This window comes from Tepidiforma bonchosmolovskayae, assembly GCF_008838325.1.
GTDB classification, from domain to species: domain Bacteria; phylum Chloroflexota; class Dehalococcoidia; order Tepidiformales; family Tepidiformaceae; genus Tepidiforma; species Tepidiforma bonchosmolovskayae.
In genome coordinates this window covers 1134254-1158374 of sequence record NZ_CP042829.1, presented here as the reverse complement: position 1 = coordinate 1158374, position 24121 = coordinate 1134254, and the positions used below count along the sequence as shown (strand labels likewise).

Below are 24121 nucleotides of genomic sequence, written 5' to 3'. Positions count from 1 at the left end.
GGCCCGGAATGTTCCCTCCGCTCAGCCCGCGGTGTCGCGCCGCCGCCCGATGAACCGCTTCGGCAGCCGCACCGTAAAGAGCGCCCCGTGCCCCGGCTTGCTCTCCACCGTGGCGGTCCCGCCGTGCGCCCGCACCAGGTGCTTCACAATCGCCAGCCCCAGCCCCACCCCCGCGTTCGCCCGCGACGCATCCGACTTGAAGAAGCGCTCGAAGACCCGCGGCAGGTCCTGCTCCGGGATGCCCGGGCCCTCGTCCTTCACCGAAATCGCGACCAGCTCCCCTTCGTCTGCTGCGCGGGCCCACACCCGCCCGCCCGGCGGCGACCACTTCACGGCGTTATCCAGCAGGTTGGTCGCCACCCGCAGGAGCGCTGCCCGGTCGGCCTCCACCTCCAGGTCCGTCCCCTCGACGATGATCGTCACATCGCCCGCCTCGGCCCGGGTCTGGAGCAGGCTCGCGGCCTCGGCCAGCACTTCCCCAACCGAAACCGGCTCCGGTTTCAGCTGCAGCGCGCCCGATTCGATCCGCGACAGGTCGAGCAGCTCGTTCACCAGCGTCGTCAGCCGGTCCACCTGCCGGAGGATGCGTGCGTAAAACTCCGGCGCCTCCTCGGGCTCCACCCCGTCGGCCAGCGTCTCGACCATCGCCCGGATGGAGGCCAGCGGCGTCCGCAGCTCGTGCGACACATTGCTCACGAAGTCGCGCCGCACCTGGTCCAGCCGCTGCACCTCCGTCAGGTCGGTGAGGATGAGGAGGACCGCCCAGTCGCCGCCTTCGCGGATCGGCAGGGCCGCCGCCCGGAGCGGGACCCGCCGCGGCCCGAAGCGGGTGATCGCCGTCTGCCCCCGGCCCTCGGCCGCGGCCCGCTCGACAAGCGCCTCCAGTTCGTAGTCCCGCGCCACTTCAATCAGCCGCCGGCCGATGGCGTCCGCCATCGACGTGCCGAAGAGCTGCGCCGCCGCCGGGTTCAGGAACCGCACCGTGGTGTCGGCGCTCAGCGCCGCCATCGGGTCCGACGACGCATCGAAGACGGCCTCCAGCCGCGCATGCTCGAACGCCACGCTTTCGAAGAGCGTCGCCACCCTGCCGGCCATCACATTAAAGGCCCGGGTCAGGTCGCCCGCCGGCCCCGGCTCATCCGGCACCCGCTGGGCCAGCTCGCCTTCCGCGATCCGCTCCGCCGCCTCGACCACCGTCCGCACCGCCCGCGACGGCCGCCAGAACGCCACGTACCCGGCCGCCGCACCGGCTGCTGCCGTCAGCGCAAAAGCGGCAACTTCGCGCCAGCCCGGGCCGTCGCTGATCAGCCCGAGGAGGAAACCGACCACCGCCGCGACGAGCGCAATCGCCGCCCCCCGGGCCGCCAGGTCCCGGCTCATGGCCTAGCCTTCGAAGAGGTAGCCGCTCCCCCGGATGGTGCGCAGCCGGGCCGGGTTCGCCGGGTCATCCTCGATCTTCTGGCGCAGCCAGCGCACGTGGACGTCCACCGTCCGCGGCCCGCCGTAGAAGTCGTAGCCCCACACTTCATCGAGGATCTGCTCCCGCGTGAACACCTTTCCCGGGTGCTGCGCGAAGAATAGCAGGAGTTCGAACTCTTTCGGTTTCATCCGCAGGACGCGCCCGTTGCGCGTCACCTCCCGCCGCTCGCGGTCGAGCGCAAGGTCGCCCGAGACGATGACGCTCGGCCCCAGGTCCGGCTGGGCCCGCGGCCCCGAGCGCCGGAGCAGGGCCCGCACCCGCGCCATCAGCTCCCGCATGCCGAACGGCTTCGCCATGTAGTCGTCCGCGCCCGTATCGAGCCCGGCGACCCGGTCGCCTTCGCCGCCCAGCGCCGTGAGCATGATGATCGGCACGTCCGAATCCCGCCGCAGCATCCGGCACACCTGGATGCCGTCGATCCCCGGCAGCATCACGTCCAGCACGATCAGGTCCGGCTGCTTCTCACGCGCCAGCCGCAGGCCGTCGTCGCCGCGCGCCGCGGTCAGCACCTGGTACCCTTCGCGCTTCAAATTGTGGGCGAGGGTGAACAGCAGCGACTCCTCGTCTTCGACGACCAGCACCTTCGGGTGGCGTTCGCTCGCGGCAACCATTGCGTACTTCAATCGTACGCCGTCCTGTTAACGGAAAGGGAACGGAAGAAGAACCGGCGGCTTCGGACTCCCGGGGGGTACACTCAGATCACCATGGCAGAATCGACCGCCGCACCTTCGCCCGCCCGCCAGCGCGCCGGCTACGCCGCCCTCGGGCTCGCCATCGCCGTCGCCGTCGGCGCTGCCCTCTACTTCTTCGTCTTCGCCGGCTCCGAAGGCGATGCCGGAACGCCCGCAGGCCCGGTCCTGCCGTCCGTCTACCCGAACACCGGCCCGCTCGTTCCCGACCGGCCCGAAATCGGCAGGCCGGCGCCCGACTTCGCCCTCGTCGATGCCCGCGACACCGCCACCATCCGCCGCCTTTCCGACTTCCGCGGCAAGGTCGTCCTCCTCAACTGGTATGCCAGCTGGTGCGACCCCTGCAAGCGCGAAATCCCCGCGTTCGTCGCCGCCCGCGCAGCCCTCGCCGGCCAGCTCGAAGTCCTCGGCATCGACTACCTCGAACCCCCGGAGAAGGCCGTGGGCATCCTCCAGCAGCTCGGCGCCGACTACCCCGCCCTCCTCGACGCCGACGGATCGGTGGCCAGCCACTACCGCATCCCCGGCATGCCGACCACCTTCCTCATCGGCGCCGATGGCACCCTCCTCGCCATGCGCGCCGGCGAACTGCGCGAAGAGGACCTGCCGGCGTTCCTCGCCCGGGCCGGCCTTTCCTACAATCGCTGACGGGCGGTTCCTGCCGCCGCCGTTCGTCCATACCGGCCACCACAGCTTGTGAACAATCGGTTAAGGTAAAGGCAGCCGGGCCCTGCGCCCGTCGGCAGCCCGGTGCGGAGGGGCCATGCGCGGACTGCTCGATGCGTTCGCCTTCCACCTGCCCTCGCACCCGCTCGAGGGAGCGGTGACGCTCGCCGCGCTCATTGTCGCCGCGGGGGCCTGGCGCCGCGTGGGCGGGCCGGCCGCCGCCGGGCTCGCTGCTGCCGGGGCCGCAGGGGCGTTCGTCCAGGTCGGCCACCCGGCCATCCCCCTCGCCATCGCCGGGGTGGGCGTCCTCCATGCCCGCCGCGGCCGGCGCATCGCCCCCGGCGCCTTCGCCCGCGAAACCGCCATCGTCCTGGCCGGCTTCCTTGCCTACGAAGCAGCCCGCTTCCAGGTCGTCTCCGAGCCCGAACCGGCCATCCGCAACGCCCGGCGCATCGTCGACCTCGAGGCCGCCTTCGGCCTCTTCCGTGAGCGCGAACTCCAGCAGCTCCTTGCCGGCCCGGGCCCCGTCACCGCCGCCTGGAACCTCCTCTACTCCCACGCGTTCCTCGCCGTCGTTATCAGCGCCCTCCTCTGGCTCGTCGTCGCCGACCCGCCCCGCTACCGCCTCTTCCGGAACGCGCTCGGCATCTCCACGGTCCTCGCCATCATCCTGATCGCGTGGTACCCGGTCGCCCCGCCGCGGCTCGTGCCCGGGCTCGGCATCGAAGATACGGTCGTCGCCGCCGGCAATGCCCACAGGTTCGCCAACGAGTACGCCGCCATCCCCAGCCTCCACGTCGGGTGGCTCGCGCTCACCGGCTGGGTTTTCGCCCGCCCCCTGCGCGGCTGGCGGCGGGCCGCGGTCATGTTCGGCCCCGGGCTCGGCATGCTGCTCGTCGTCATGGTCACCGGCAACCACTACTGGTTCGACGGTGTCGCCGGCGTGGCCGTGACCATCGGCCCCGCCATCATCCTGCTCCACCGCGCGGCCATCACCGACTTCCTGCGCGAAGGCCTGGCCGCCCTGCCGCGCATCCCGGCCGCCGCCGCCAGCCCCCGCGGCCGGGTCAGCACGGTCGCGCTCGGCGGCCTCTTCCTCTACCTCGGCGCCGGCCAGCTCATCAACCCCGGCTTCACGGACTTCTGGGGCTACCTCTTCTTCCAGGTCGGCGCCACGCTCCTCCTGCTGCTCGCCGCCGAGGCGTTCCTCGCCCGCGAGGGCGGCCTCTCCTGGCTCACCCACGGCATCGCCATCGCCTGCAGCTGGGCCGACGTCCTCGGCACCGACGGCGACCTCTACGCCCGCATCGACGAGTACGACAAGCTCACGCACGCCATGGGCACGGCAGCCGTCACGGCCGCCGCCTGGGAAGTGCTGCGCGCCGCCGCCCGCCGCACCGGCTCAACCCGCCCCCCGCGCGACCGCTTCCTCCTCGCCGTCGCCATCGGTGTCGCGGCCGGCATCGGCTGGGAGGTGTACGAATACCTCGGCGATGTCGTCTTCCACACCACCCGCAGCCAGGGCCGCTGGGACACCCTCAACGACCTCGTGAGCGACACCGCCGGGGCGTTCCTCATCGCTGTCCTGCTCTGGTGGCAGGAGCGCCGCGGCCTCGCGGGAGAGTTCGAAGCCCGCCCGCGGACCCGGCCCGCGCCCCCGTCCTGAGTCGTCTTCCGAACGCCACCAGCCGAAGGCCGCCGCGACGGCCACCAGCAGCACCGTCAGCCCGATGACCAGCCGTCTCATCCTGAGGTAGTGCGGCATCTGCATCCCTCCCGGGCACCGCTGCCCTTACGCGATATCGAATCGTTCCGCCCGGATCGCACTGGCCGGCACCCCGGCGGCGAGCAGCGTCCGCTCTGCCAGGTCCATCAGCGGCGGCGGGCCGCAGACCAGGTACTGCGTCCCCTGCGTCCCTTGCCGTTCGACCAGCCCGCGGATCAGCCCCTCGTCCGGCAGGCCCGCCGGGCCGGTCCAGCCCGGCGGAGCCTCCCGCGGCAGCAGCGTCAGCTCCAGGCCCCGCTCCCGCGCCATCGCCTCCAGCTCCTCCCGGTAGACCATCCCCTCGAGCGTGCCCGCGGCATACAGCAGCGCCGCCGGGCGCCGGTCGCCCCGGTCCCGCCACGTCCGCAGGATGCTCATGATCGGCGTAATCCCCACGCCCCCGGCGATCCCCACGATCCGCTCCGCCGTCTCGGATACGGTGAACGCCCCGTACGGCCCGTCCAGGTACGCCGTCGTCCCCACCGGCACCTGCCCCACCTTCGCCGTCCAGTCTCCGAGCTCCTTGATGGTGAACTCCAGCCGCCCGGCTGCCTCCGCGCTCGAAGCGAACGAGAACGGGTGCTGCTCCAGCGAAAACGGGCTCGCGCGGATCGTCACCCACGCGAACTGCCCCGGCGCGAACCGCATCCCCGGGTGGCCGACCGGCTCAAGGACCACGGTCCACGAGCTGCCCGGCTCCCGCCGGACCTCCGTCACCCGGTACGGTTTCCGCCACATCCGCAGCGGCCGCACCACCCGCGTGTAGCCGAGGAGTCCGATGGCCGCGGCGGTGAGCCCGCTCCAGAGCGCCTGCTTCCACGGGTCATCGATGTAAAACCCGACCCGCAGCACGTGGACGAGCCCGATGAAGACGATGCCCGTCGCCAGCACCGCGTGCGCCAGCCGCCACCATTCGTACCGGAGGCCGAGCTTCTTCCGCCAGAGGCTGCTCCCGAGGATCGCGACGAGCGCGATGAGCATCACCCAGAGCGCCACCGCCCGCGCGACGCCGTGGCCCGGGTTGAGAAAGTGGACGAACCGGTCGTTCGCTGCAATTGCCAGCACCGGGTGGGCGAGCACCAGCGCAAACGCCGAAATTCCCGCCTGCCGGTGAACCTGCATCAGCGTGTCGAGCCCCGACCCCGGCGCGACCCAGCGGAACCGCGCCGTCAGGGCGAACTGCAGCCACAGCATAGCCAGCCCGATGAATCCCAGCGCCACCGAAAACTCGAGCAGGAACTCCCGCCCGCGCCGGTCGTGGTCCACCGCCGCGATGAACGGCATCGCCCCGATGAAGAGGGCGTACGCCGCCAGCCATGCCATACCTGCCGACCGGGAACGTGTCTTAGACTTCCCCAATCCGGTTCTCCGCTGCAGCCTACACGGCGCCGCCGCTGCCCGTCCCGCCCGGGCGGCCCCCATCTCGCGTCCGCCCGGCCGTCCCGGCAGCCTCGCCTATAATCCCCCCGTGGGCAGTGAACCGGTCGTGAACTTCGGCTTCCGCGGCGAAGCAGCCCGGCAGCCGCAGCCCCCGCCCGTGAGCGACCGCCTCCGCCAGCGCATCGAACGCTGGAAACAGCAGCTCCTCGATGTCACCCGCCGCAACCGCGGCATCAACTTCCGCCCCGCCCGCTCCACCCTCCTCCTCCCCCGCACCCCGGCCGAGCTCTGGCAGACCTTCATCGCCGATGAGGCCGCCGACGAATTCGCCGCCCGCGATTTCGCCCCCGATGCCCCCATCCCCGCCGACGACGAGCGCGCCCGCGCCGCCTTCGACGCCGCCCGCCGGCTCATCGACCGCGCCCGCACCGCCGACCGCGAGCAGGGCATCCGCGTCCTCTTCCTCGCCCTCGGCTGGCTCGAATGGGTCGACCGCGACCGCCACCGCCTCCGGTCCCCGCTCATCCTCGTGCCGGTCGACCTCGCCCTCGACCGCGCCGCCCGGGTCATCCGCCTCTCCCCGGCCGACGACGACGCGCCCGAGGTCAACCCCTCCCTCGCCTACGTCCTCCGCGCCCAGTACGGCATCCGCCTGCCGGCCTTCGAAGACGAGGAGGGCCAGCCCGCCTTCGACGGCATCGAGGGCTACCTCGCCGCTGTCCGCAGCGCTGTCGCCGCGCAGGACGGCTGGTCCGTCGAAGCCGACGGCCCTGTCGTCGACGTCTTCGCCTTCGCCAAGCTGGCCATGGTCGAAGAGCTCGACCGCGCCGCCGCCCGCCTCGCCGCCAACCCGGTCGTTGCCCGCCTGATCGGCGAAACCCTCCCGTCCGAGGGCATCGCGGCCGGTGGCGACGATGCCGACGCCGACGCGCCCCGCCCGCCCCTCGACGAGCGGATCGCCCCCGGCGCCCTCCACGTCGTCATCGATGCCGACGCCTTCCAGCTCGAAGCCGTCGCAATGGCCGCCGCCGGCCGGAGCTTCGTCATCGAAGGGCCGCCCGGCACCGGCAAGTCCCAGACCATTACGAACATCGTCGCCGAGCTGCTCGCGGCCGGGAAAACCGTCCTCTTCGTCGCCGAGAAGCGCGTCGCCCGCGAAGTCGTCCTCGAGAACCTCCAGAAAGCCGGCCTCGGTGAAGCCTGCCTCCACCTTGCCATCAACGCCGGCGCCGGGGCCCGCGCCGATACCAAGGCGGCCGTCATCAAAGCGATCATGGACACCCTCGACGCCGGCCCGCCGCCGGCGGCGCCGCCGGGCGATATCGCCGCCCGCGCCCGCGACATCCGCGACCGGCTCAACACCCATGCCCGGGCCATGTCCGCGCCCCTCGGGCAGGGCGGCTGGACGACCGCCTACGACCTCATCGGTCACGCGGAGGCAACCCGCGCCGACCGCCGCGAACTCGCCGGCCTCCCGCCGCTCGCCGACTGCGACCGCTTCTGGCTCGACGACGTCGCGGCCGCCTGCGCCCGCCTCGATGCCCTCCCGGCCCCGGCCGTCGAAGCGCTCGCCGGGCCATGGTCCGCCTTCCGCGGCCCCGGCGGCGCCCTCCCGGCCGCCGTCCGCGCCGCCCTCGAACGGGTGGCCGCTGCCCCGGCCGCCGCTGCCGCCGCGCTCGACGGCGCAATCGAGCCCCCGCACCCGGCGCCCGGCGCCATGACCCCGGCCGACCTCGCCGCCGCCGCCGGCCACTTCGACGCCTTCGAAGAGCTCCGTCGCCGCTCCGCGTCCGTCCTCCGCTTCCTCGCTCCCGGGTTCTACCGCGCCCGCTCCGCCGCTGCCCGGGCCCGGGAAGCCGGCTGCCGCGACCCCGGCGATGCCGCCCGCCGGGCCGCCGACCTCCGCAGCCTCGCCGTCCGCTACGGCGAAGATGTGGCGCTCCTCGCCCCCTGCTTCGGCAGCGAACACCCCCTCGGCGGCCCGCTCGAGCAGGCCGCCGCCTGGGCCGAGGCCCTCCTCCCCGGCCTTGCGTCCTGGCCTGCCCTCGACGAGGCGGCCCGCGCCCTCGCCGACCTCGAAGCGCGCGGCATGCGCGGCCCCGTGGTCGCCCTCCTCCGCGACCCCTCCGCCCGGGGCCGCCTCGAGCCGATCGTCCGCGCCTCCGTCCTCGCCGCCTGGGCGCAGTCCGCCATCGAGGCCGCGCCTGTCCTCACTCCCGGCGAACACCAGCGCCTCGTCGACGCCCTTGCCCGCCTCGACCAGGAGCTCATCGGCGCCGCGCGCCAGGACCTCCTCGCCCGCCTCCGGACCTCACGGAGGCGGCTCACCCGAACGCCTTCTGTCGCCATGCACCAGCTCGCGAAGTACCACCGGGCGAAGCGCCGCCCGGCCCTCCGCGTCATGCTGGCCCGCACCCGCCAGGCGGTCCAGGCCCTCAAACCCTGCCTCCTCATGAGCCCGCTCGCCGCCGCACAGTACCTCTGCCACGAAAGCGACGACGCCACCTACCGCTTCGACTGCGTCATCGTCGACGAAGCATCCATGGTCCCCACCGCCGACATGGCCGTCGCCCTCTCCCTCGCGCCCCAGGCGATCGTCGTCGGCGACTCGAAGCAGATGCCCCCGACCAGCTTCTTCACCCGCGACCTCGAGGCCGAGAACGGCCCCGGCGAGGACGACGACGTCGGCTTCGAAAGCATCCTCGATGAAGCCGCACCCGTGCTTCCGTCCACCATGCTCCGCGCCCACTACCGCAGCCGCGATGAGACCCTCATCGCCTTCTCCAACGTTCACTTCTATGACGGCCGCCTCATCGCCTACCCCGACGCCTGGGGCGTCCGCCCCGAATCCGGCGTCCACTTCGAATACGTGGCCGACGGCGCCTACGGCCGCGGCGGCACGCGCGCCAACCCCGCCGAGGCGGCCCGCTGCGTCGCCCTCCTCCGCCGCGAACTCGAGGCCTCGAACTTCACCCGCCAGGTCTCCATCACCTCCATGTCGATCGCCCAGCAGCAGGAGATCCTCCGCCAGGTCGAGATTGCAGCCGCCGTCGACCCCGTCATCCGCCGCTGGGTCGATGAAGGCGGTCTCGTCCGCAACCTCGAAACCGTCCAGGGCGACGAATCCGACGTCATGATTCTCAGCGTCGGCTACGGCCGCGACGAAGACGGCCGGCTCATCCTCAACTTCGGCCCGCTCGGGCAGGAGAAGGGCGAGCGCCGGCTGAACGTCGCCATCACCCGCGCCCGCTGGAAGACGGTTGTCGTCTCCTCCCTGCGCGCCGCCGACATCGACCCTGCCCGCACGAGCGCGACCGGCACCCTCCGCCTCCGCGACTACCTCGACTACGCCGAACGCGGCCTCCCCGCCCTCGAAACCAGCGGCCGCTTCGCCCCGCGCCAGCCTGCCCCCTTCGAACAGGCCCTGGGCGCCAGGCTCGAAGCCGAGGGCCTCCGCGTCGTCCCGGCCGTCGGCGCCGGCGGCTACACCGTCGACCTCGCCCTCGCCCACCCGGACGACCCCGAGCGGTACGTCCTCGGCATCCTCTGCGACGGCCCCGGCTACTGGGGCGCGCCGGCCTGCCGCGACCGCGAACTCGGCAACGCCGCCGTCCTCCGCCGCATGGGCTGGAACATCCACCGCGTCCTCGCCGCGGCCTGGTTCCGCGACCCCGAGACCGAGCTCGCCCGCATCCTCGAGGCGTACCGCGCGGCGCTCCGCCCCTGACCGCTACTCCGTCAGCGCCGAGTACACGATCGCGCGCAGCTCCCGCCGGATGTTGTACGCGTTCGAGGGCATCAGCTGCGTCATGAAGATGACGATGAGGTCCTCCAGCGGGTCGACCCAGAACGTGGTGCTGGCCGCGCCGCCCCACGAGTATTCGCCCGGGGTGCCCGAGATCTGCGCCTTTGCCGGGTCGAGCGTCACCGAAAAGCCGAGCCCGAACCCGATGCCGGCAAACGTGGTCTCGGCCCACCGCCCGAGCGCATGGCTCGCCAGGTCCTTCCCGTCCGGCAGGTGATTCTGCGTCATCAGCTCGAGCGTCTTCCGCCCGATGATGCGCACGCCGTCGAGCTCGCCGTCGTTCAGCAGTGCCTGGCAGAAGCGGAAGTAGTCGCCGATCGTCGAGACCAAGCCGCCCCCGCCCGAGAAGAAGGTCGGCTCCCGCAGGTAGGCGCTCTCCGCCGGGTCGTCGATCAGCCGGATCCCCTTCGCCCCCAGGCCGTAGCAGGCCGCGAACCGCTCCCGCTTCTCCGGCGGCACCCAGAACGCCGTGTCGCGCATGCCCAGCGGCGCGAGGATGTGCCGCTCCAGGTACCGGTCGAACCGCTCCCCGCTGATCACCTCCACGAGGTAGCCGCAGACATCGGTCGAAACCGAGTAGTTCCAGTGCTCGCCCGGCGAAAACTCCAGCGGCAGCTCAGCCAGCTGCTCCACCATCCCGCGGAGCGTGCCGCTGACCTCCGCCATCCCAATCTTCCGCTCCCGGTACATCGCATCCACGTTCGTCCGCTCGAGGAAGCCGTAGGTCAGCCCGCTCTGGTGGGTCAGCAGGTCGCGCACCGTCATCGGCCGGCTGGCCGGCTTCGTCACCAGCGTCGGCCCCATGCCCATCACATAGACCCGCAGGTTCGCCCACTCCGGGATGTACTTCGCAACCGGGTCGTCGAGCTGCACCAGCCCCCGCTCGTACAGCTGCATCAGCGCCACCGAGGTGAGCGGCTTCGTCATCGAATAGATGCGGAAGAGCGTGTCCTCCCGCATCGGCACGTTCCGCTCGCGGTCCGCCATGCCGTACGCTGCGAGGTGGCCGACCTCTCCGCCGCGCGCCACGAGGACGAGCGTCCCGGCCAGCCGCCCCGAGTCGACGTACCGGCGAAGGTGCTCATCGAGGTAGCCCAGCCGTTCCGGGTCGAGCCCGAGGTCGGTCGGCGACGATGTTTCGAGGACGGCCATGGCGGAGACCCCCGCAGAAAACGTTTCCGGCGAAGCCTACCAGACCTCGCCGAACGAAGGTTAGACCGCAGCCACGATCCGCGGCAGCACCTGCCCAATCGGCTCCCGGATCACCGCGTGCGCCAGTTCGTCGTACGGAGTCTCCTGCGCGTTGATGATCACGAGCCGCGCCCCGTTCCGGAGCGCCACCTCGGGCAGGTAGGCCACCGGGTACACCGTCAGCGACGTCCCGATCGCGAGAAACAGCTCGCACCGGCTCGCTGCCCGCTCCGACCGCGCGTAGTCCTCGGCCACGAGGTTCTGCCCGAACGAAATCGTCGCCGATTTCAGGATGCCGCCGCACCGCCGACAGGGCGGGTCATCCTCCCCGGCCCGGACGCGCTCCAGCACCCGCTCGATCGGCCCGCGCTCGCCGCACCCCATGCAGACGAACTCGCGCAGGTTCCCGTGGATCTCCACCATCCGCTCCATCGAGTTCCCCGCCTTCAGGTGGAGGCTGTCGATGTTCTGCGTAATCAGCAGGTCCAGCTTCCCCTTCCGCTCCAGCTCCGCCAGCGCGAGGTGCCCCGCGTTCGGCTCGGCGTCGGTCCAGAGCCCGCCCTCGACCCGGTTCCGCCACGCCCGCACGCGCACCTCCCGGTCGGCGAGGTAGTTCTGCAGCGTCGCCGCCTTCTCTGCGCCGGGGTTCTTCGTCCACAGCCCGTTCGGGCCCCGGAAATCCGGGATGCCCGATTCGGTGCTGATGCCGGCCCCCGTCAGCACCACGGTCGAACGGCTGTCGCGCAGCCAGCCGGCCACCTGCTGGATGGTCGTCTCGAGCGCGGTATCCACTGGTCCTCCTCCTTCGCGGCCGCCGGTCCTGCAGCCGGCACCAGTCTATCGCGGGGATCCGCGCCGCCCCAGCCTCCCGGGCGCGCGGAAACAGTGCGCCCCGCGCTGGGCAGCCGGGGGCCGGCCGGCAGCGCGGGGCGAGGACGGAGGAAAACGGCCCGTTCAGGTGCCGGCCGGCCCCACAAACGTGATCTCCCGCCCGAGCGCCGCCAGCCCGAGCGAGTGCTGCAGCTCGTCGGTCTTCCATGCCATCACGTTCCCGCCCACCATGTCGCGGAAGATCCGCTCCAGCGGGCGGGCGCGGACGTACGCGTGCGCCCCGCACACCCGCATCGCCCCCGCCGAAACCTCTTCGCTCATCCGCCGCAGGTGGTAGACGGTCCGCACGAGGTAGCGCGTGAACGCCTGCTGCGATTCGAAGGGCGTCTCCAGCCGCCGCACGGCCTCGTACAGCACGGTCCGCCCTGTCTCCAGCCAGTAGTCCATATTCCCGATGGCGAACTGCGCCCATGGCTGGTCGGCCCGGTAGCCCGGCTGCGTCGCCCCGATGGCCGCCATCGGCCCGGCGAGGTAGCCGTGCCGCTCCTTCACGTACGCCACCGTAAAGTCGAAGGCCGCCTGCGCCAGCCCCAGCCAGATGGCGAGGATGCCGAGCGCACCCCGCGCCCGCATCTGGGTCTGCACGTTCACCACCTTCGCCTGCGCCTCCAGCACCATCCGCAGCATCATCGCCGGGATGATCAGCACCTCCGACTTCGGCAGCCGCACCTCTTCCGCCACGATGTCGTGGCTTGCCGTGCCCCGCAGGCCCATCGCGTCCCAGTTGCCCAGCACCCGGATGCCCGGCGTCGCCAGCTCCGGGATCGCAATGACGATATCCGGCTCCTGCCCGTCGGGCTTCTCCATCTGGCCGCCCATCAGCGCGTACTTCGCCCCGTCGCTCATGCTCGCGAAGCCGGCGCGCCCGTTCATCACCACGCAGTCGCCCTCGTCGCGGAAGCGGAAGCCGGCCTGCCGGTTGTCGAGCTGCCCGGTCGGGATCGACCCCGGACCGCAGATGAGCGCGCCGTTCTTCCCGATGTCCGCCAGGACCCGGTTCCGCCGTTCGAACGGCGGCATCGTCTCGAGGAAGCTCGCCACCAGCACGTGCATGTTCAGCGCAACCGCTGTCGAGCCGTCGCCGTAGGCCACCTCCTCCATCACCCGCATCTGCCCCTCGGCGCTGATGCCCAGCCCGCCCAGCTCCGGCGCGAGCGCCATCGAGGGCACCCGCAGCTCCAGCAGCTCATCGATGTTCTCCCGCGGGAACCTGCCCTCCCGGTCGTATACCGCCGCCCGCTCCTGCCACGGCCCCCGCGCCAGTCCGCGGACCTTCTCGATGAGCTCAAGCTCCCACGCGTCCATGCGCTGCTCCGGATACTTCGCTTTCAGCGAAAGAGTAGCCGAAGCATATCGAATCCGGCTGTCAGCGCCACGCAGCACGCCTGCCGCGTACGATAGACGCTTCCTATCTGGTGTATCGTATGCACCGCAGGGCGAACCGCCCCCGGGTGAACCGTTCGATGCGCGACGTCAGCCTGCTCGCCCCCGCCGATGGGCGGCCCTACGTCTACCACGGCGAACCGCTCGACGTGCCCCGCGCCATCGAAGCCCTCAAGGGCGCCCTCCTCCACGTCTCCGAAGCGCTCCCCGGCCGCACCCAGCTCCTCCAGCAGACGGCCCTCGCCCTCCTCACCCGCCGCCACCAGCTCCTCATCTCCCGCGCCGGCACCGGCAAATCCCTCTACGGCGACAGCGTCTTCAGCCAGTTCGAAGGCGACGTCTTCAAGGCCCAGTTCAGCCAGGGCACCCGCCTCGAAACCATCCTCGGGGGCCTCGACCTCAAACAGTTCCACGAAGGCCGCCTCTGGCACAACACCGCCCACTCCCTCGTCACCGCCGACTTCGCCTACCTCGACGAGTTCATGAACGCGAACGACGTCGTCCTCGAGGCGATCCTCGGCATCCTCAACGAGCGCCGCTTCCAGCAGGGCGAACAGCAAGAGGAGGCCCGCCTCCACACCGCGCTCGCCATGACCAACCACCTGAAGTTCTCCGCCATCTCCGAGCCGATCCTCGACCGCTTCATGTTCAAAGCCTCGATCGACCCGGCCGGCGATGCCCTCAACGACATCCTCATCGACCTCGCCTACGCGCGCCATCACGGCCGCGCACAGCCGCCGCAGCACCGCATCCCGCTCGCCGCCCTCCGCGAACTCGCCGCCATCGTCCTCGGCGACCACCCCGACCGCCGCATCGAGGCCGCTCACGACATCCTCTTCCTCAAGAACGAAGTCATCGATGCGTACGTCGCACGCCATGCCGCCCGGCACCAGGCCGCCGCCCCCGGCGCCCGCCCGGCCACCGACGGCTACGTCTCGCCGCGCACCAAGGCCGCCTGCCGCGACGTCCTCAACGCCTCGGCGCTCCTCCACCACCGCGACCACGTCGAAAAGTCCGACCTGGCCGCCCTCCGCTTCGTCCTCACCATCATCCCCGGCAACGACCGCGCCCTCCACGACCCCGGCCAGGACATCTTCGCCGAGGCGCTCCACTCCACCCTGCAGGGCTACACCGAGGCCGACCTCGAAACCGTCCGCGAACTGACCGCCATCGCCGAGTCGTTCCACCTCTACCTCCACGGCATCCCCATCGAGGCCCAGCCCGCCCACCGCGGCCTCATCCGCTTCGTCCTCGCCCTCATCGGCAAGAGCAGCTGGCACGACGTCACCGCCGAAACCTTCCTCGAAGCGCTCCGCGGCCGCACCATCGCCAATCCGCGCGTCAACGCCCTCCGCGAGGAGATCCTCGAAGAAGTCCAGGAGTACGCCGGTGGCTGACCCCGTCCCCGACCTCGCCGGCGCCTCCCCCGCTGCCCGGGCCGCCGCCCTCCAGGCCGACCTCGAGGCCCTCTACCGCTCCTGGGGCATCCTCGACCTGGTCGGCGAAACCGTCGATACCCTCCCGCCCGAGTGGCTCCGCATCCTCAATATCGCCCGCACGCTCCGCGAAGGGCTGCCCCTCCCCGGCGTCGACCTCCCCGAGCCGACCCGCCGCCTCGTCCAGCCCGCCCGGCCGGAGTACCAGGTCATTGAGCGGCGCGAACAGAAACACCGCATCGTCTACCCCGTCCAGCCGGATACCCGCATCCAGCCCCTCCGCCACATCGAAGACCTCCCCCAGGTCACCATGCCCGACCTGCTGATGCGCGACCTCGACCCGGCCATCTTCGAGTTCCGCCTCCTCTCCGGCGATATCAACGCCCTCTACCACGTCGACCCCGGCCCTGCCGAGGAGGATTACGACGAAATCCGCGAGGAGCGCGTGCTCGTCTCGCCGCCCGCCGGCCGACGCCGCCAGCGGGTCTACGTCCTGCTCGATGTCTCCAACTCCATGCGCGAGGCGAACAAGCTCCTCTTCGCGAAGGCCCTCGTCCTCGCCTACCTCATCACTGCCTGCGAAGAGCGTGCCCAGCTCTTCTTCCGGACCTTCGCGAACCGTGTCCACCCGCGCACCGACTGCCTCGAGCCCGCGGCCTTCCCCGCCCTCGCCCGCCGCATCCTCCAGGTCACCCCCGATGGCTCGACGGATATCCGCGCCGCCCTCGCCGCCGCCGTCGGCGATATTGCCGACCTCGACGGCGTCGGCCGCGGCCGCGACGCCTTCGAAACGTCGCCCACCGAGCTGCTGCTCATCTCCGACTGCGAGTCCTACGCCGTGCCCTCCATCCCCCGCGGCATCCGCCTCCACACCATCCACCTCTCGGGCGGGCCGATGGCGAAGAGCTACGCCGCTGGCTTCGAACAGATCCGCGAGGCGAGCACCACCTTCGCCGAGATCGATACCACCCGGCTCGTCATGCCCGGGCTGACCCGCGAGCGCTGGCTCCTCCAGCAGGATGGCCGCCTCGGCCCGCTCGATACCGAAGCCGCCGAAGCCGGCCGGCGCCCCGGCGACCGCCTCGAACGGCGCAACGCCCTCCTCCGCGCCTACGAACGGATGGCCGAGCGCCAGCCCGCCCAGGGCGACCGCGCGCCGGCTCCGCTCCTGCGGGCGCCCGGCTTCGGGCTCCAGTTCTCGCTCCGCCGGCTCCTCCGCCGGTACGCCGCAGTCCTCCACCGGCTCCGCCGGCAGCTGTTCCCCCGGCGCCGCCCTGCCCCCGGCGGCCTTGCCCCCGCCGGCCCCGTCACCTTCCGCCCCCGCCGCTAACCCCGCACGCTCCCGTCCGGCAGCACCGTGCCCGCCAGCTTCCCGCGCTCAATCAGCGCCGGCGTGATCAGCGCACCCGTAAAATCGGCCCGCGCAAGGTCGGCGTACTCGAAGTTCACGCCGGGCCCAACCGCCCCTTCGAGCACCGCCCCCGCAAGACTTGCCCGCGTGAATACCGTCCCCGCCAGCGCCGACTCGCCCAGGTCCGCCTGCCGGAAGCTCGCCCCCTCGCAGGCCGCGTGCGAGAGGTCGGCCCAGCGCAGGTTGGCCCCGTCGAGCCGCGCGCCGCGGAGGTTCGTCCGCCGGAGCGATGCCGCCTCCAGGTTCGCCCCCTGGAGCTGCGCCCCCGAGAGGTCTGCCCCGGCCAGGTCGAGCCCCCGCAGGTCGGCGCCCCGGAGGTCGGCGCCGGCGAGCTTCGCCCCGGCCTCCAGCACCAGCCCGCCGACCGCGACCGGCCCGGTGCGATAGCCTGCCGGCATCCGCCGCCCGTCGTCGCGTGCCGCGGGGCCGCTTCCGTTCGCGCCCTCCGCGGCCAGGTGCTCCGCCCGCGCCCGGTCGTAGGCCGCCCGCAGCCGCGCATCGCTGAGAATCGCCCAGGCCTCCCGCAGCCGCTGCCGCTGGCAGGTCAGCCGTTCGCCGGAGATGGCACCCCCGAGCAACTCGTCGGCCAGGCTCGCGATCGCCTTCCGGATCGCCTCCCGCGAGGCCCCGGGCGGCACCCCGAGGAACTCGTACCAGTCCACCGAACCGTCAACCTTCGGCGCTGCCCCCGGCTCCGGCGGCCGGTCCTGCGGCGGCGGCTCAGCCGGGCGGGGCCGCGATGCCGGCCGTGCTGCTCCCGTCGGACGCGCCCGGGGGCGCCCCTGCCCCGGGGCTGCCCCGCCCCGGCCGGCCCGCGACCCCGCGAAGGCCCGCGCCGCGCCAGCCGGGCGCGTCCGGTCGTACTCGGCCCGGCGCACGGGGTCGCGCAGCACCTCCCACGCCTCGTTAATCCGGCGCATCCGCTCCGCCGCCTGCGCCGAGGGGTTCACATCCGGGTGGTGCGCCCGCGCCAGCCGCCGGTACGCCGCCCGCACCTCCTCAAACGACGCCGTCGCCGAAACCTCCAGCTCCGCGTAGTAGTCCTTCCCCGGGCCCATAGCCCCAGTATCCCACAGGAGCCCGCCCCTCCTCGGCCCTCTCCCCCCAGGGGGAGGAGGGAGCCCCGCCTCTCCCTTCCTCCCCGCCGAGGGAGGAGGGATAAGGGATGAAGGCCGCCACCCGGCTCCACCCTCCAACCTCCCGTCTCCTCTCTCCTCCCTTCTCCCTCCTCCCTCGGGGCTGGGTCTGGCGGCCGGGCGGGGCTCCCTCCTCCCTCCTCCCTCCTCCCTCCTCCCGTACACTCTCCCCATGCCCCCCATCGTCCTCCTCCCCCTGGGCGCCGCCGAACGCAAGAGCGACGAAACCTACGTCCGCGCCCTCGAAGCCGCCGGCCTCGCTGTCGAGGTCGTCCGCCCCGGCCGGCCGCTGCCGCCGGTCCGGCACGCTGCCGGGCTCGTCCTCGCGGGCGGCACCGACATCGACCCCGCCCGCTACGGCGAGCCGCCCCACCCCGCCGCCTACCCCCCGGAGCCGGCGCGCGACGCCCTCGAACGCGACCTCGTCGCCGCCGCCGACGCCGCCGGCATGCCCCTCCTCGCCATCTGCCGCGGCCTCCAGCTCCTGAATGTCGCCCGCGGAGGCGGTCTCATCCAGCACCTCCCCGACCTCGTCGGCCACGGGAACCACGCCGATGCGCCCCCGCCCGGCGAAAAGCACCGCCCGGCGCACACCGTCGCTGTCGAAACCGACGGTCCCCTCCGGGCCCTCCTCGGCCCCGGCCCGTTCGAGGTCAACTCCCGCCACCACCAGGCGGCCGACCCGGCCCGCATCGGGCGCGGCCTCCGCATCGCCGCCCGCGCCGACGACGGCGTCATCGAAGCCCTCGAACCCGACGCCCCCGGCGAGCGCTTCCTCCTCGCCGTCCAGTGGCACCCCGAAGATATCGCCCTCGGGCCCGCCGGGCCGATGCGCGACCAGGCCCGCGCCCTCTTCGACGCCTTCGCCGCCGCAGCCCGGGAGTTCGCCGCCCGATGATCCTCCGCCGCCCGCGCGTGCAGATCGCCGGCATCTCCACCCTCGCCGATGCGCTCGCCTGCGAGGCGGCCGGCGTCGATGCCATCGGCTTCACCATCGGCCTCCCGACGGGCCCCCACAACGGCCTCGACGAAGCCGGCGCCGCGGCCATCATCCGGGCCCTGCCGCCCTCCATCACGCCGGTCCTCATCACCTACCGCGTCACCGCCGCCGAGGTGGTCCCGATGTGCCGGGAGATGGGCGTCAGCCAGGTCCAGCTCCACGCCCCGGCCGAACCCGCTGAAATCCAGCGCATGCGCGCGGCGCTCCCCGGCCTCAAGGTGATCCTTGCCGTCAACGTCACCGGCCCGGAAGCGATCGGCCTCGCCAGCGAACGCGCCCGCTACGCCGATGCGCTCATCCTCGACACCTTCGACCCGGCCACCGGCCGCCGCGGCGCCACCGGTCTCGTCCACGACTGGTCCATCAGCGCCCGCATCGTCGAAACCGTCGATGTGCCCGTTATCCTCGCCGGCGGGCTCACCCCGCAGAACGTCGCTGCCGCCATCCGCCGCGTCCGCCCGTGGGGCGTCGATGTCCACACCGGCGTCGAGCGCCCCGACGGCACCACCGACCCCGACCTCGTCAGGGCGTTCACCGCTATCGCCCATGCGACCCCGGTGCCCGTCCGGGGCTAGCGCAGGAGCGCCGGCACCGGCCGCCGCCCGAACCCCATCACCCCGCCGCGCACCGCCGGGATCGGGCCCGCCGGGCGCATCGCCGGGAACCGATCGAGCAGCATCCGCAGGGCAATCCGCGCCTCCAGCCGTGCGAGGTTCGCCCCGAGGCAGTAGTGCAGCCCCCACCCGAACCCAAGCTGGGGGTTCGGGTCGCGCAGCAGGTCAATCTCGCCCGGGCGCTCGGAGACCGCGGGGTCGTGGTTCGCCGCCGCAATGCAGAGGAAGACCGTCTGTCCCGGCCGCAGCAGCAGCCCGCCGCGCTCGTGCTCCTCCCGCACCTTCCGCGGCATCGTCCGCGCCGGGCCGCCCACCCGCATGAACTCCTCCACCGCCGTCTCGTCCGCCCCCGGGTGCTCCCGCAGCCAGGCCCGCAGGTCGGGCCGCTCCAGCAGCGTCGCCAGCGTGTTGATGAGCAGCGTCGTTGTCGTTTCGTGCCCGCCGAACAGCAGCAGCGTGCACAGCCCCACCAGCTCGATCGCCGAGAGCCGGTCCCCTTCGGCCTGCACCACGTACGAAAGGAGCGAATCGCCCGGCTCCCGCTGCTCCCGTTCGATGTGCCGCTCGAAGAAGGCAATGAACTCCTGCGCCGCCCGGGCCACCGGCTCCTCCTCCACCGCACCTGGCCGCAGCGAAAACACGAGGCTCGCGATGTCGTCCGACCACGCCTGGAACCGCTCCCGCTCCTCGCCTTCGACGCCCAGCACCGCCGCGATGACCAGCGCCGGCAGCGGCCGCGCGAACTCCGCCGAGAGGTCGACCGGCCCCTGCGCCGCCGCCAGCGCATCCAGCCGCTCGGCCACGATCGCCCGGATGCGCGCCTCCAGCCCGCTCACGGCCCGCGGCGTGAACGCCGAGGCCAGCGGCTCCCGCAGCCGGGTGTGCGCCGGCGGGTCGCGGAAGTTCAGCCAGGCGTGCAGCATTTCCACCGCCCGGTGGAACGCCTCCGAACGCCCCCGCGCTGCCCGCTCGAACGTATCCATCCGGTCTGACGAGAGGCGCTGGTGGTCGCGGAACGCTCCGGCCACCTCCGCATGCGAGAGCAGCAGCCACGCGCGGTGGCGGTCGCTCCACTGCACATCGCCGCCTCCCCGGGCGCTGGCGAAGTACCCCGCCGGGTCGCGGATGGAGGCCTCGCAGCCGAGGTCGAGCTCCATGTCCGGGAGCTTACGCCGTTTGCTCAGGGGTTTCACCCACGCCGGCTCCGGCGGGAGCCGCTACCATGGCCGGGAGGCCGCCCGCTCCCATCCCGCGCCGGCCGAGGAGTCTGCCATGCCCTCCGGTTTCGTCATCCGCCCGGCCATGCCCGCCGAAGAGGCCGACCTCTACGCCATCCACCGCGCGGCCATGGAGGTCTACGTCACCCAGACCTGGGGCCCCTGGGACGACGCCTGGCAGCAGGACCGCTTCGCCGGCAGCTGGCCCGACCTCCGCCTCGCCATCGAAGTCGAGGGCGAGCTCGCCGGCTTCCTCGACCTCGACGAACAGGGCGACTCCGTCGACATCGCCGCGCTCGAACTGGCCCCGCGCTGGCAGCGGCACGGCATCGGTTCGGCCATCATCCGCGCCGTCCAGGCCCGTGCCGCCGAACTCGAACGCCCCGTCACCCTCCAGGTCCTCAAGGTGAACCCCGCCCGCTCCCTCGTCGAACGGCTCGGCTTCCGCCAGGTCGGCGAAACCGACACTCACTACCAGATGGCCTGGCAGGCCCGGGCGTGAACCGCCGGGCATCGCGCCCCATCACCGCCTTCCTCGACGGCGAAGACCGGCCCGATATCCCGAATCCCATCCACTCCACCGGGGTCGCCCGCCAGTACGGCTTCGCCGGCCCCCTCGTCGGCGGCGTCACCGTCTGCGGCTGGCTCGTCCCTCCCATCCTCGACCTCCTCGGCGACGCATGGCTCGAATCCGGCTGGGCCGATGTCCGGTTCCGCCGCCCCGTCTACCCCGGCGACGACCTCGAAGCGGCCGCTGAGGAGATTGCCCCCGGCATCGTTGCCATCCGCATGCTGAAGGCCGATGGCGCTGCCGCCATCGAAGGCGAAGCCGGCCTCGGCGATGCGCCCTGGCTCGACGAGCTCGCCTGGCCGGAGCGGCGCGAGCCGGTCCCGCCCCGCGCCGACCTCCCCGAACTTACCCTCGCCGCCGCCCCGCGCGGCCGCGACCTCGACCCCATGGCCGTCGAGCTCTCCGTGGAGGAGGCCCACGCGTGGGCGCTGGAAAAGCAGCGTGACGCCCACGACCGCTGGGTCGGCGATGCCCCGCTGGCCCATCCCTCCTGGCTTGCCGCGCGGATGACCCCGCTGCTGAAACACTCCTTCAGCTACGGACCGTCCATCCACACGCGCAGCCGGGTCCAGCACCTCGCGCCGGCCCGCGCCGGCCAGTCGTTCGTGGTCGCCGGCCGGTTCGTGGACGCCCGCGACGAGCGCGGCCACCACGTCGCCGTCATTGATGGCGCCATCTTCGCCTCCGACGGCCGGCCCGTTGCGCGGCTCCGCCACACCACCATCTTTCGCATCCGCCCCGCCTGAGGCCGAACCGCTCCCCGCTTCCCGGCCCCGGCTCCCCGCTCCCCGCTCCCCGCTCCCCGCTCCCCGCTCCCCGCTCCCCGCTCCCTCGGGGTGGGGCCGGGGCGGGCGTGGGGCTCCCTCCTCCCTCCTCCCTCGGCGGGGCCGGTGCGGCCGGGCGGGGCTCCCTCCTTCCTCCTTCATCCTATCCCCCGTTCGCCCTACCCTTAGCCGTATGCTCGTCGTCCAGAAGTACGGCGGAACCTCCGTGGCCGATGCCGAGCGCATCCGCCACGTCGCCGGCCGTATCATCCGCCGTGTCCGCCAGGGCGACCAGGTCGTCGCCGTCGTCTCCGCCATGGGCTCCGCGACCGACGACCTCATCGACCTCGCCCTCCAGGTCGCCCCCGACCCCGACCCGCGCGAGCTCGACATGCTCCTCTCCACCGGCGAGCAGGTCTCCGTCGCCCTCCTCGCCATGGCCCTCAAAGCGCTCGGCCAGGAGGCCGTCGGCCTCACCGGCCAGCAGGCCGGCATCATCGCCCAGGGCCGCCACTACCAGGGCCGCATCTCCCGCGTCGAGGCCGACCGCGTCCGCGCCGAACTCGCCGCCGGCCGCGTCCCCGTCGTCGCCGGCTACTGGGGCGTCAACGAGCACCAGGAGATCTTCACCCTCGGCCGCGGCGCCAGCGATACCACCGCCGTCGCCCTCGCCATCGCCCTTGGCGCCGACCTCTGCGAAACCTGCAAGGACGTCGAGGGCATCTACACCGCCGACCCCCGCATTGTCCCAACCGCCCGCAAGCTGAAGGACATCGCCTACGAAGAGATGCTCGAAATGGCCACGCAGGGCGCACAGGTCATGCACAACCGCGCGGTCGAGCTCGCATCCGTCTACAACGTCCCCATCCTCGTCACCTCCAGCATGGTCGAGGCCCCGGGGACGCTCATCCGAGGGGAGGCCGAATTGGAAGAACGGAACCGCGTCCGCGGCATCGCTCACGACCTCGATGTCGCAAAAATCACCGTCCGCCGCGTGCCCGACCGGCCCGGCATCGCCGCCAACATCTTCGAACCCCTCGCCGAAGCCGGCATCAGCGTCGACACCATCGTCCAGAACGCCTCCGAAGATAACCTCACCGACCTCTCCTTCACCGTCTCCCGGGCCGACCTCCGCCGCGCCGAACAGCTCATGCCCGAGATCTGCGCCCGCGTCGGCGCCCCCGAATGGTCCAGCAACGCCAGCCTCGGCAAGGTCAGCATCGTCGGTGTCGGCATCCAGACGGCCCCCGGCTACGCCGCCCGCATGTTCCGCGCCCTCTACGACGCCGGCATCAACATCGAGCTCATCTCCACCAGCGAAATCCGCCTCACCTGCATCATCGCTGCCGACCGCGTCCACGACGCCGTCCGCGCACTCCACGACGCCTTCGAACTCGAAAAGCCCGGCGACGACGCCGGCTCCTGACGGCCGCCTCCGCGCCCGCTAGACTCCCTCCACCTCCTCCCGCCCGGGGTGCCCCATGCCCATGCCCGAACGCGGCCGCCCGTGGCCCGAACTCGCCGCCGAAATGGAGGCCATGCGCGCCGGCGACCTCGACTGGCGGCGCGGCCGCCACGGCGCCTACGTCTGGTACGCCTCCGACGACCTCGAACACGTCCTCCGCGAAGCCTTCGGGATGTTCCTCGTCGAGAACGGCCTCGGCATCCGCGTCTTCCCCAGCCTCGCCCGCATGGAATCTGAGGTCCTCGAAACGGTCGCCGACCTCCTCGGCGGCCCCGGCGCTCCCGGCATCTTCACCAGCGGCGGCACCGAGAGCATCTTCCTTGCCGTCGCCGCCATGCGGGAGTGGGCCCGCGCAACCCGCCCCGGCCTCCAGCGCCCCGGCGTCGTCGCGCCGCACTCCGCCCATCCCGCGCTGGATAAGGCCGCCCACTACCTCGGGCTCGAAGTCCGCCGCGTGCCCGTCGGCCCGGACTTCCGCGCCGACCCGGCAGCCATGGCGACCGCGATTGATGGCCAGACCATCGGCCTCTACGCCTCCGCTCCCTCCTACGCTCTCGGCATGGTCGACCCCATCGCCGAACTCGGCCAGCTCGCCGCCGCCCGCGGGCTCTGGCTCCACGTCGATGCCTGCGTCGGCGGCATCCTCGGCCCCTTCGTCCGCGAGCTCGGCTACCCGGTCCCGCCCTTCGCCTTCGAGGTCGAGGGGGTGACCTCCGTCTCGGCCGACCTCCACAAGTCCGGCTTCGCGGCCAAGCCCGCCTCCACCGTCCTCTTCCGCACCGAGGCCCACCGCGAGTTCGCCCGCTTCACCTTCAGCGACTGGCCCGGCGGAACCTACTCCAGCCTCACCTTCACCGGGACGCGCCCCGGCGGGGCGATCGCCGCCGCGTGGGCCGCCTTCCAGTTCCTCGGCCGCGAAGGCTACCGCGAACTCGCCGGAGCGAGCATGCGCGCCCGCGCTGCCATCGAATCCGGGCTCCGCGCCATCGATGGCGTCCGCATCCACGGCGAGCCGCAGCTCTTCGCCTTCGCCTGGGCCGCCGAAGGGGTCAGCATGGGCCGCGTTGCCGCCGCCCTCGCCCGCGAGGGCTGGGTCGCGGCCCGCACCACCTCGCCCGACGGCATCCACGTCATGGCCACGCCGATCCATGAGCGGTACGCCGACGAGTACGTCGCCGCAGCCGCCCGCGCCGTCGCCGCGGCCCGCGCCGCAGCAGGCCCGGCCCTGGAACGCCCGGCAGCCTACAACTGACCGTT

Annotated in this window: 19 protein-coding genes; 11 read left to right on the top strand and 8 right to left on the bottom strand. The window is 72.5% G+C overall.

The features are described from left to right. Positions 1-21 precede the first annotated feature (21 nt). Both Tbon_RS05835 and Tbon_RS05830 read right to left on the bottom strand, forming a co-directional pair. Positions 22-1380, bottom strand: coding sequence for a HAMP domain-containing sensor histidine kinase (locus tag Tbon_RS05835; protein WP_158066752.1), 1359 nt, complete (start codon positions 1378-1380; stop codon positions 22-24). Positions 1381-1383: 3 nt separating this feature from the next. After that, complete coding sequence (locus Tbon_RS05830; protein WP_158068256.1) at positions 1384-2091, bottom strand: response regulator transcription factor; 708 nt, start codon at positions 2089-2091, stop codon at positions 1384-1386. Positions 2092-2184: 93 nt separating this feature from the next. Between Tbon_RS05830 and Tbon_RS05825 the strand changes: the two genes are divergently transcribed. Together Tbon_RS05825 and Tbon_RS05820 are read left to right on the top strand one after the other, a co-directional pair. Next, positions 2185-2817 carry a TlpA family protein disulfide reductase gene (locus Tbon_RS05825; protein WP_158066751.1) on the top strand — a complete coding sequence of 211 codons (633 nt, stop codon included), beginning with the start codon at positions 2185-2187 and terminating at the stop codon, positions 2815-2817. Between the two features lie 115 nt (positions 2818-2932). Then, positions 2933-4501, top strand: a complete 1569-nt coding sequence (locus tag Tbon_RS05820; protein ID WP_158066750.1) for a phosphatase PAP2 family protein — start codon at positions 2933-2935, stop codon at positions 4499-4501. 126 nt (positions 4502-4627) lie between these two features. On the opposite strand, the gene Tbon_RS05815 is transcribed toward Tbon_RS05820, so the two are convergent. Beyond that, entirely contained in the window at positions 4628-5923 is a 1296-nt protein-coding gene (locus Tbon_RS05815) for a ferredoxin reductase family protein (RefSeq protein WP_192498193.1), read from the bottom strand. Between the two features lie 145 nt (positions 5924-6068). On the opposite strand from Tbon_RS05815, the gene Tbon_RS05810 reads away from it, so the two are divergent. Further along, entirely contained in the window at positions 6069-9707 is a 3639-nt protein-coding gene (locus tag Tbon_RS05810; RefSeq protein ID WP_192498192.1) for a DUF4011 domain-containing protein, read from the top strand. 3 nt (positions 9708-9710) lie between these two features. Here Tbon_RS05810 and Tbon_RS05805 read toward each other — a convergent pair whose 3' ends face one another. From Tbon_RS05805 to Tbon_RS05795, 3 genes are all read right to left on the bottom strand, one after another. After that, positions 9711-10937 carry a serine hydrolase domain-containing protein gene (locus Tbon_RS05805; RefSeq protein WP_158066747.1) on the bottom strand — a complete coding sequence of 409 codons (1227 nt, stop codon included), beginning with the start codon at positions 10935-10937 and terminating at the stop codon, positions 9711-9713. A gap of 60 nt (positions 10938-10997) precedes the next feature. Continuing rightward, a complete protein-coding gene (locus Tbon_RS05800; protein ID WP_225734718.1) occupies positions 10998-11768 on the bottom strand; it encodes an SIR2 family NAD-dependent protein deacylase in 771 nt (256 codons plus the stop codon). A gap of 162 nt (positions 11769-11930) precedes the next feature. Beyond that, complete coding sequence (locus tag Tbon_RS05795; protein ID WP_158066746.1) at positions 11931-13172, bottom strand: acyl-CoA dehydrogenase family protein; 1242 nt, start codon at positions 13170-13172, stop codon at positions 11931-11933. Between the two features lie 158 nt (positions 13173-13330). On the opposite strand from Tbon_RS05795, the gene Tbon_RS05790 reads away from it, so the two are divergent. Next, on the top strand, positions 13331-14647 hold the full coding sequence (locus Tbon_RS05790; RefSeq protein WP_192498191.1) for an AAA family ATPase: 1317 nt from the start codon (positions 13331-13333) through the stop codon (positions 14645-14647). Then, positions 14640-16016 carry a vWA domain-containing protein gene (locus tag Tbon_RS13790; protein WP_192498190.1) on the top strand — a complete coding sequence of 459 codons (1377 nt, stop codon included), beginning with the start codon at positions 14640-14642 and terminating at the stop codon, positions 16014-16016. Before Tbon_RS05790 ends, Tbon_RS13790 begins: the two co-directional genes overlap by 8 nt. On the opposite strand, the gene Tbon_RS05780 is transcribed toward Tbon_RS13790, so the two are convergent. Next, positions 16013-17155: a pentapeptide repeat-containing protein gene (locus tag Tbon_RS05780; RefSeq protein ID WP_192498189.1), complete on the bottom strand. Its 1143-nt coding sequence runs from the start codon at positions 17153-17155 to the stop codon at positions 16013-16015. The genes Tbon_RS13790 and Tbon_RS05780 overlap by 4 nt on opposite strands. A gap of 250 nt (positions 17156-17405) precedes the next feature. Here Tbon_RS05780 and Tbon_RS05775 point away from each other — a divergent pair, with 250 nt between their 5' ends. After that, entirely contained in the window at positions 17406-18131 is a 726-nt protein-coding gene (locus Tbon_RS05775) for a gamma-glutamyl-gamma-aminobutyrate hydrolase family protein (protein WP_158066743.1), read from the top strand. Beyond that, entirely contained in the window at positions 18128-18808 is a 681-nt protein-coding gene (locus Tbon_RS05770) for a phosphoribosylanthranilate isomerase (RefSeq protein ID WP_158066742.1), read from the top strand. The genes Tbon_RS05775 and Tbon_RS05770 overlap by 4 nt, the downstream gene beginning before the upstream one ends. On the opposite strand, the gene Tbon_RS05765 is transcribed toward Tbon_RS05770, so the two are convergent. Then, a complete protein-coding gene (locus tag Tbon_RS05765; protein WP_158066741.1) occupies positions 18805-20004 on the bottom strand; it encodes a cytochrome P450 in 1200 nt (399 codons plus the stop codon). The genes Tbon_RS05770 and Tbon_RS05765 overlap by 4 nt on opposite strands. A 115-nt stretch (positions 20005-20119) precedes the next feature. Here Tbon_RS05765 and Tbon_RS13785 point away from each other — a divergent pair, with 115 nt between their 5' ends. From Tbon_RS13785 to Tbon_RS05745, 4 genes are all read left to right on the top strand, one after another. Further along, positions 20120-20566 (top strand): GNAT family N-acetyltransferase, encoded by a 447-nt coding sequence (locus Tbon_RS13785; RefSeq protein ID WP_192498188.1) that lies wholly within the window; start codon positions 20120-20122, stop codon positions 20564-20566. Continuing rightward, a complete protein-coding gene (locus Tbon_RS05755) occupies positions 20563-21381 on the top strand; it encodes a MaoC family dehydratase (protein ID WP_158066740.1) in 819 nt (272 codons plus the stop codon). The genes Tbon_RS13785 and Tbon_RS05755 overlap by 4 nt, the downstream gene beginning before the upstream one ends. Positions 21382-21592: 211 nt before the next feature. After that, positions 21593-22825: an aspartate kinase gene (locus Tbon_RS05750; RefSeq protein ID WP_158066739.1), complete on the top strand. Its 1233-nt coding sequence runs from the start codon at positions 21593-21595 to the stop codon at positions 22823-22825. A gap of 55 nt (positions 22826-22880) precedes the next feature. Next, positions 22881-24116, top strand: a complete 1236-nt coding sequence (locus tag Tbon_RS05745) for a pyridoxal phosphate-dependent decarboxylase family protein (protein ID WP_158066738.1) — start codon at positions 22881-22883, stop codon at positions 24114-24116. The last annotated feature ends 5 nt before the right edge of the window (positions 24117-24121 follow it).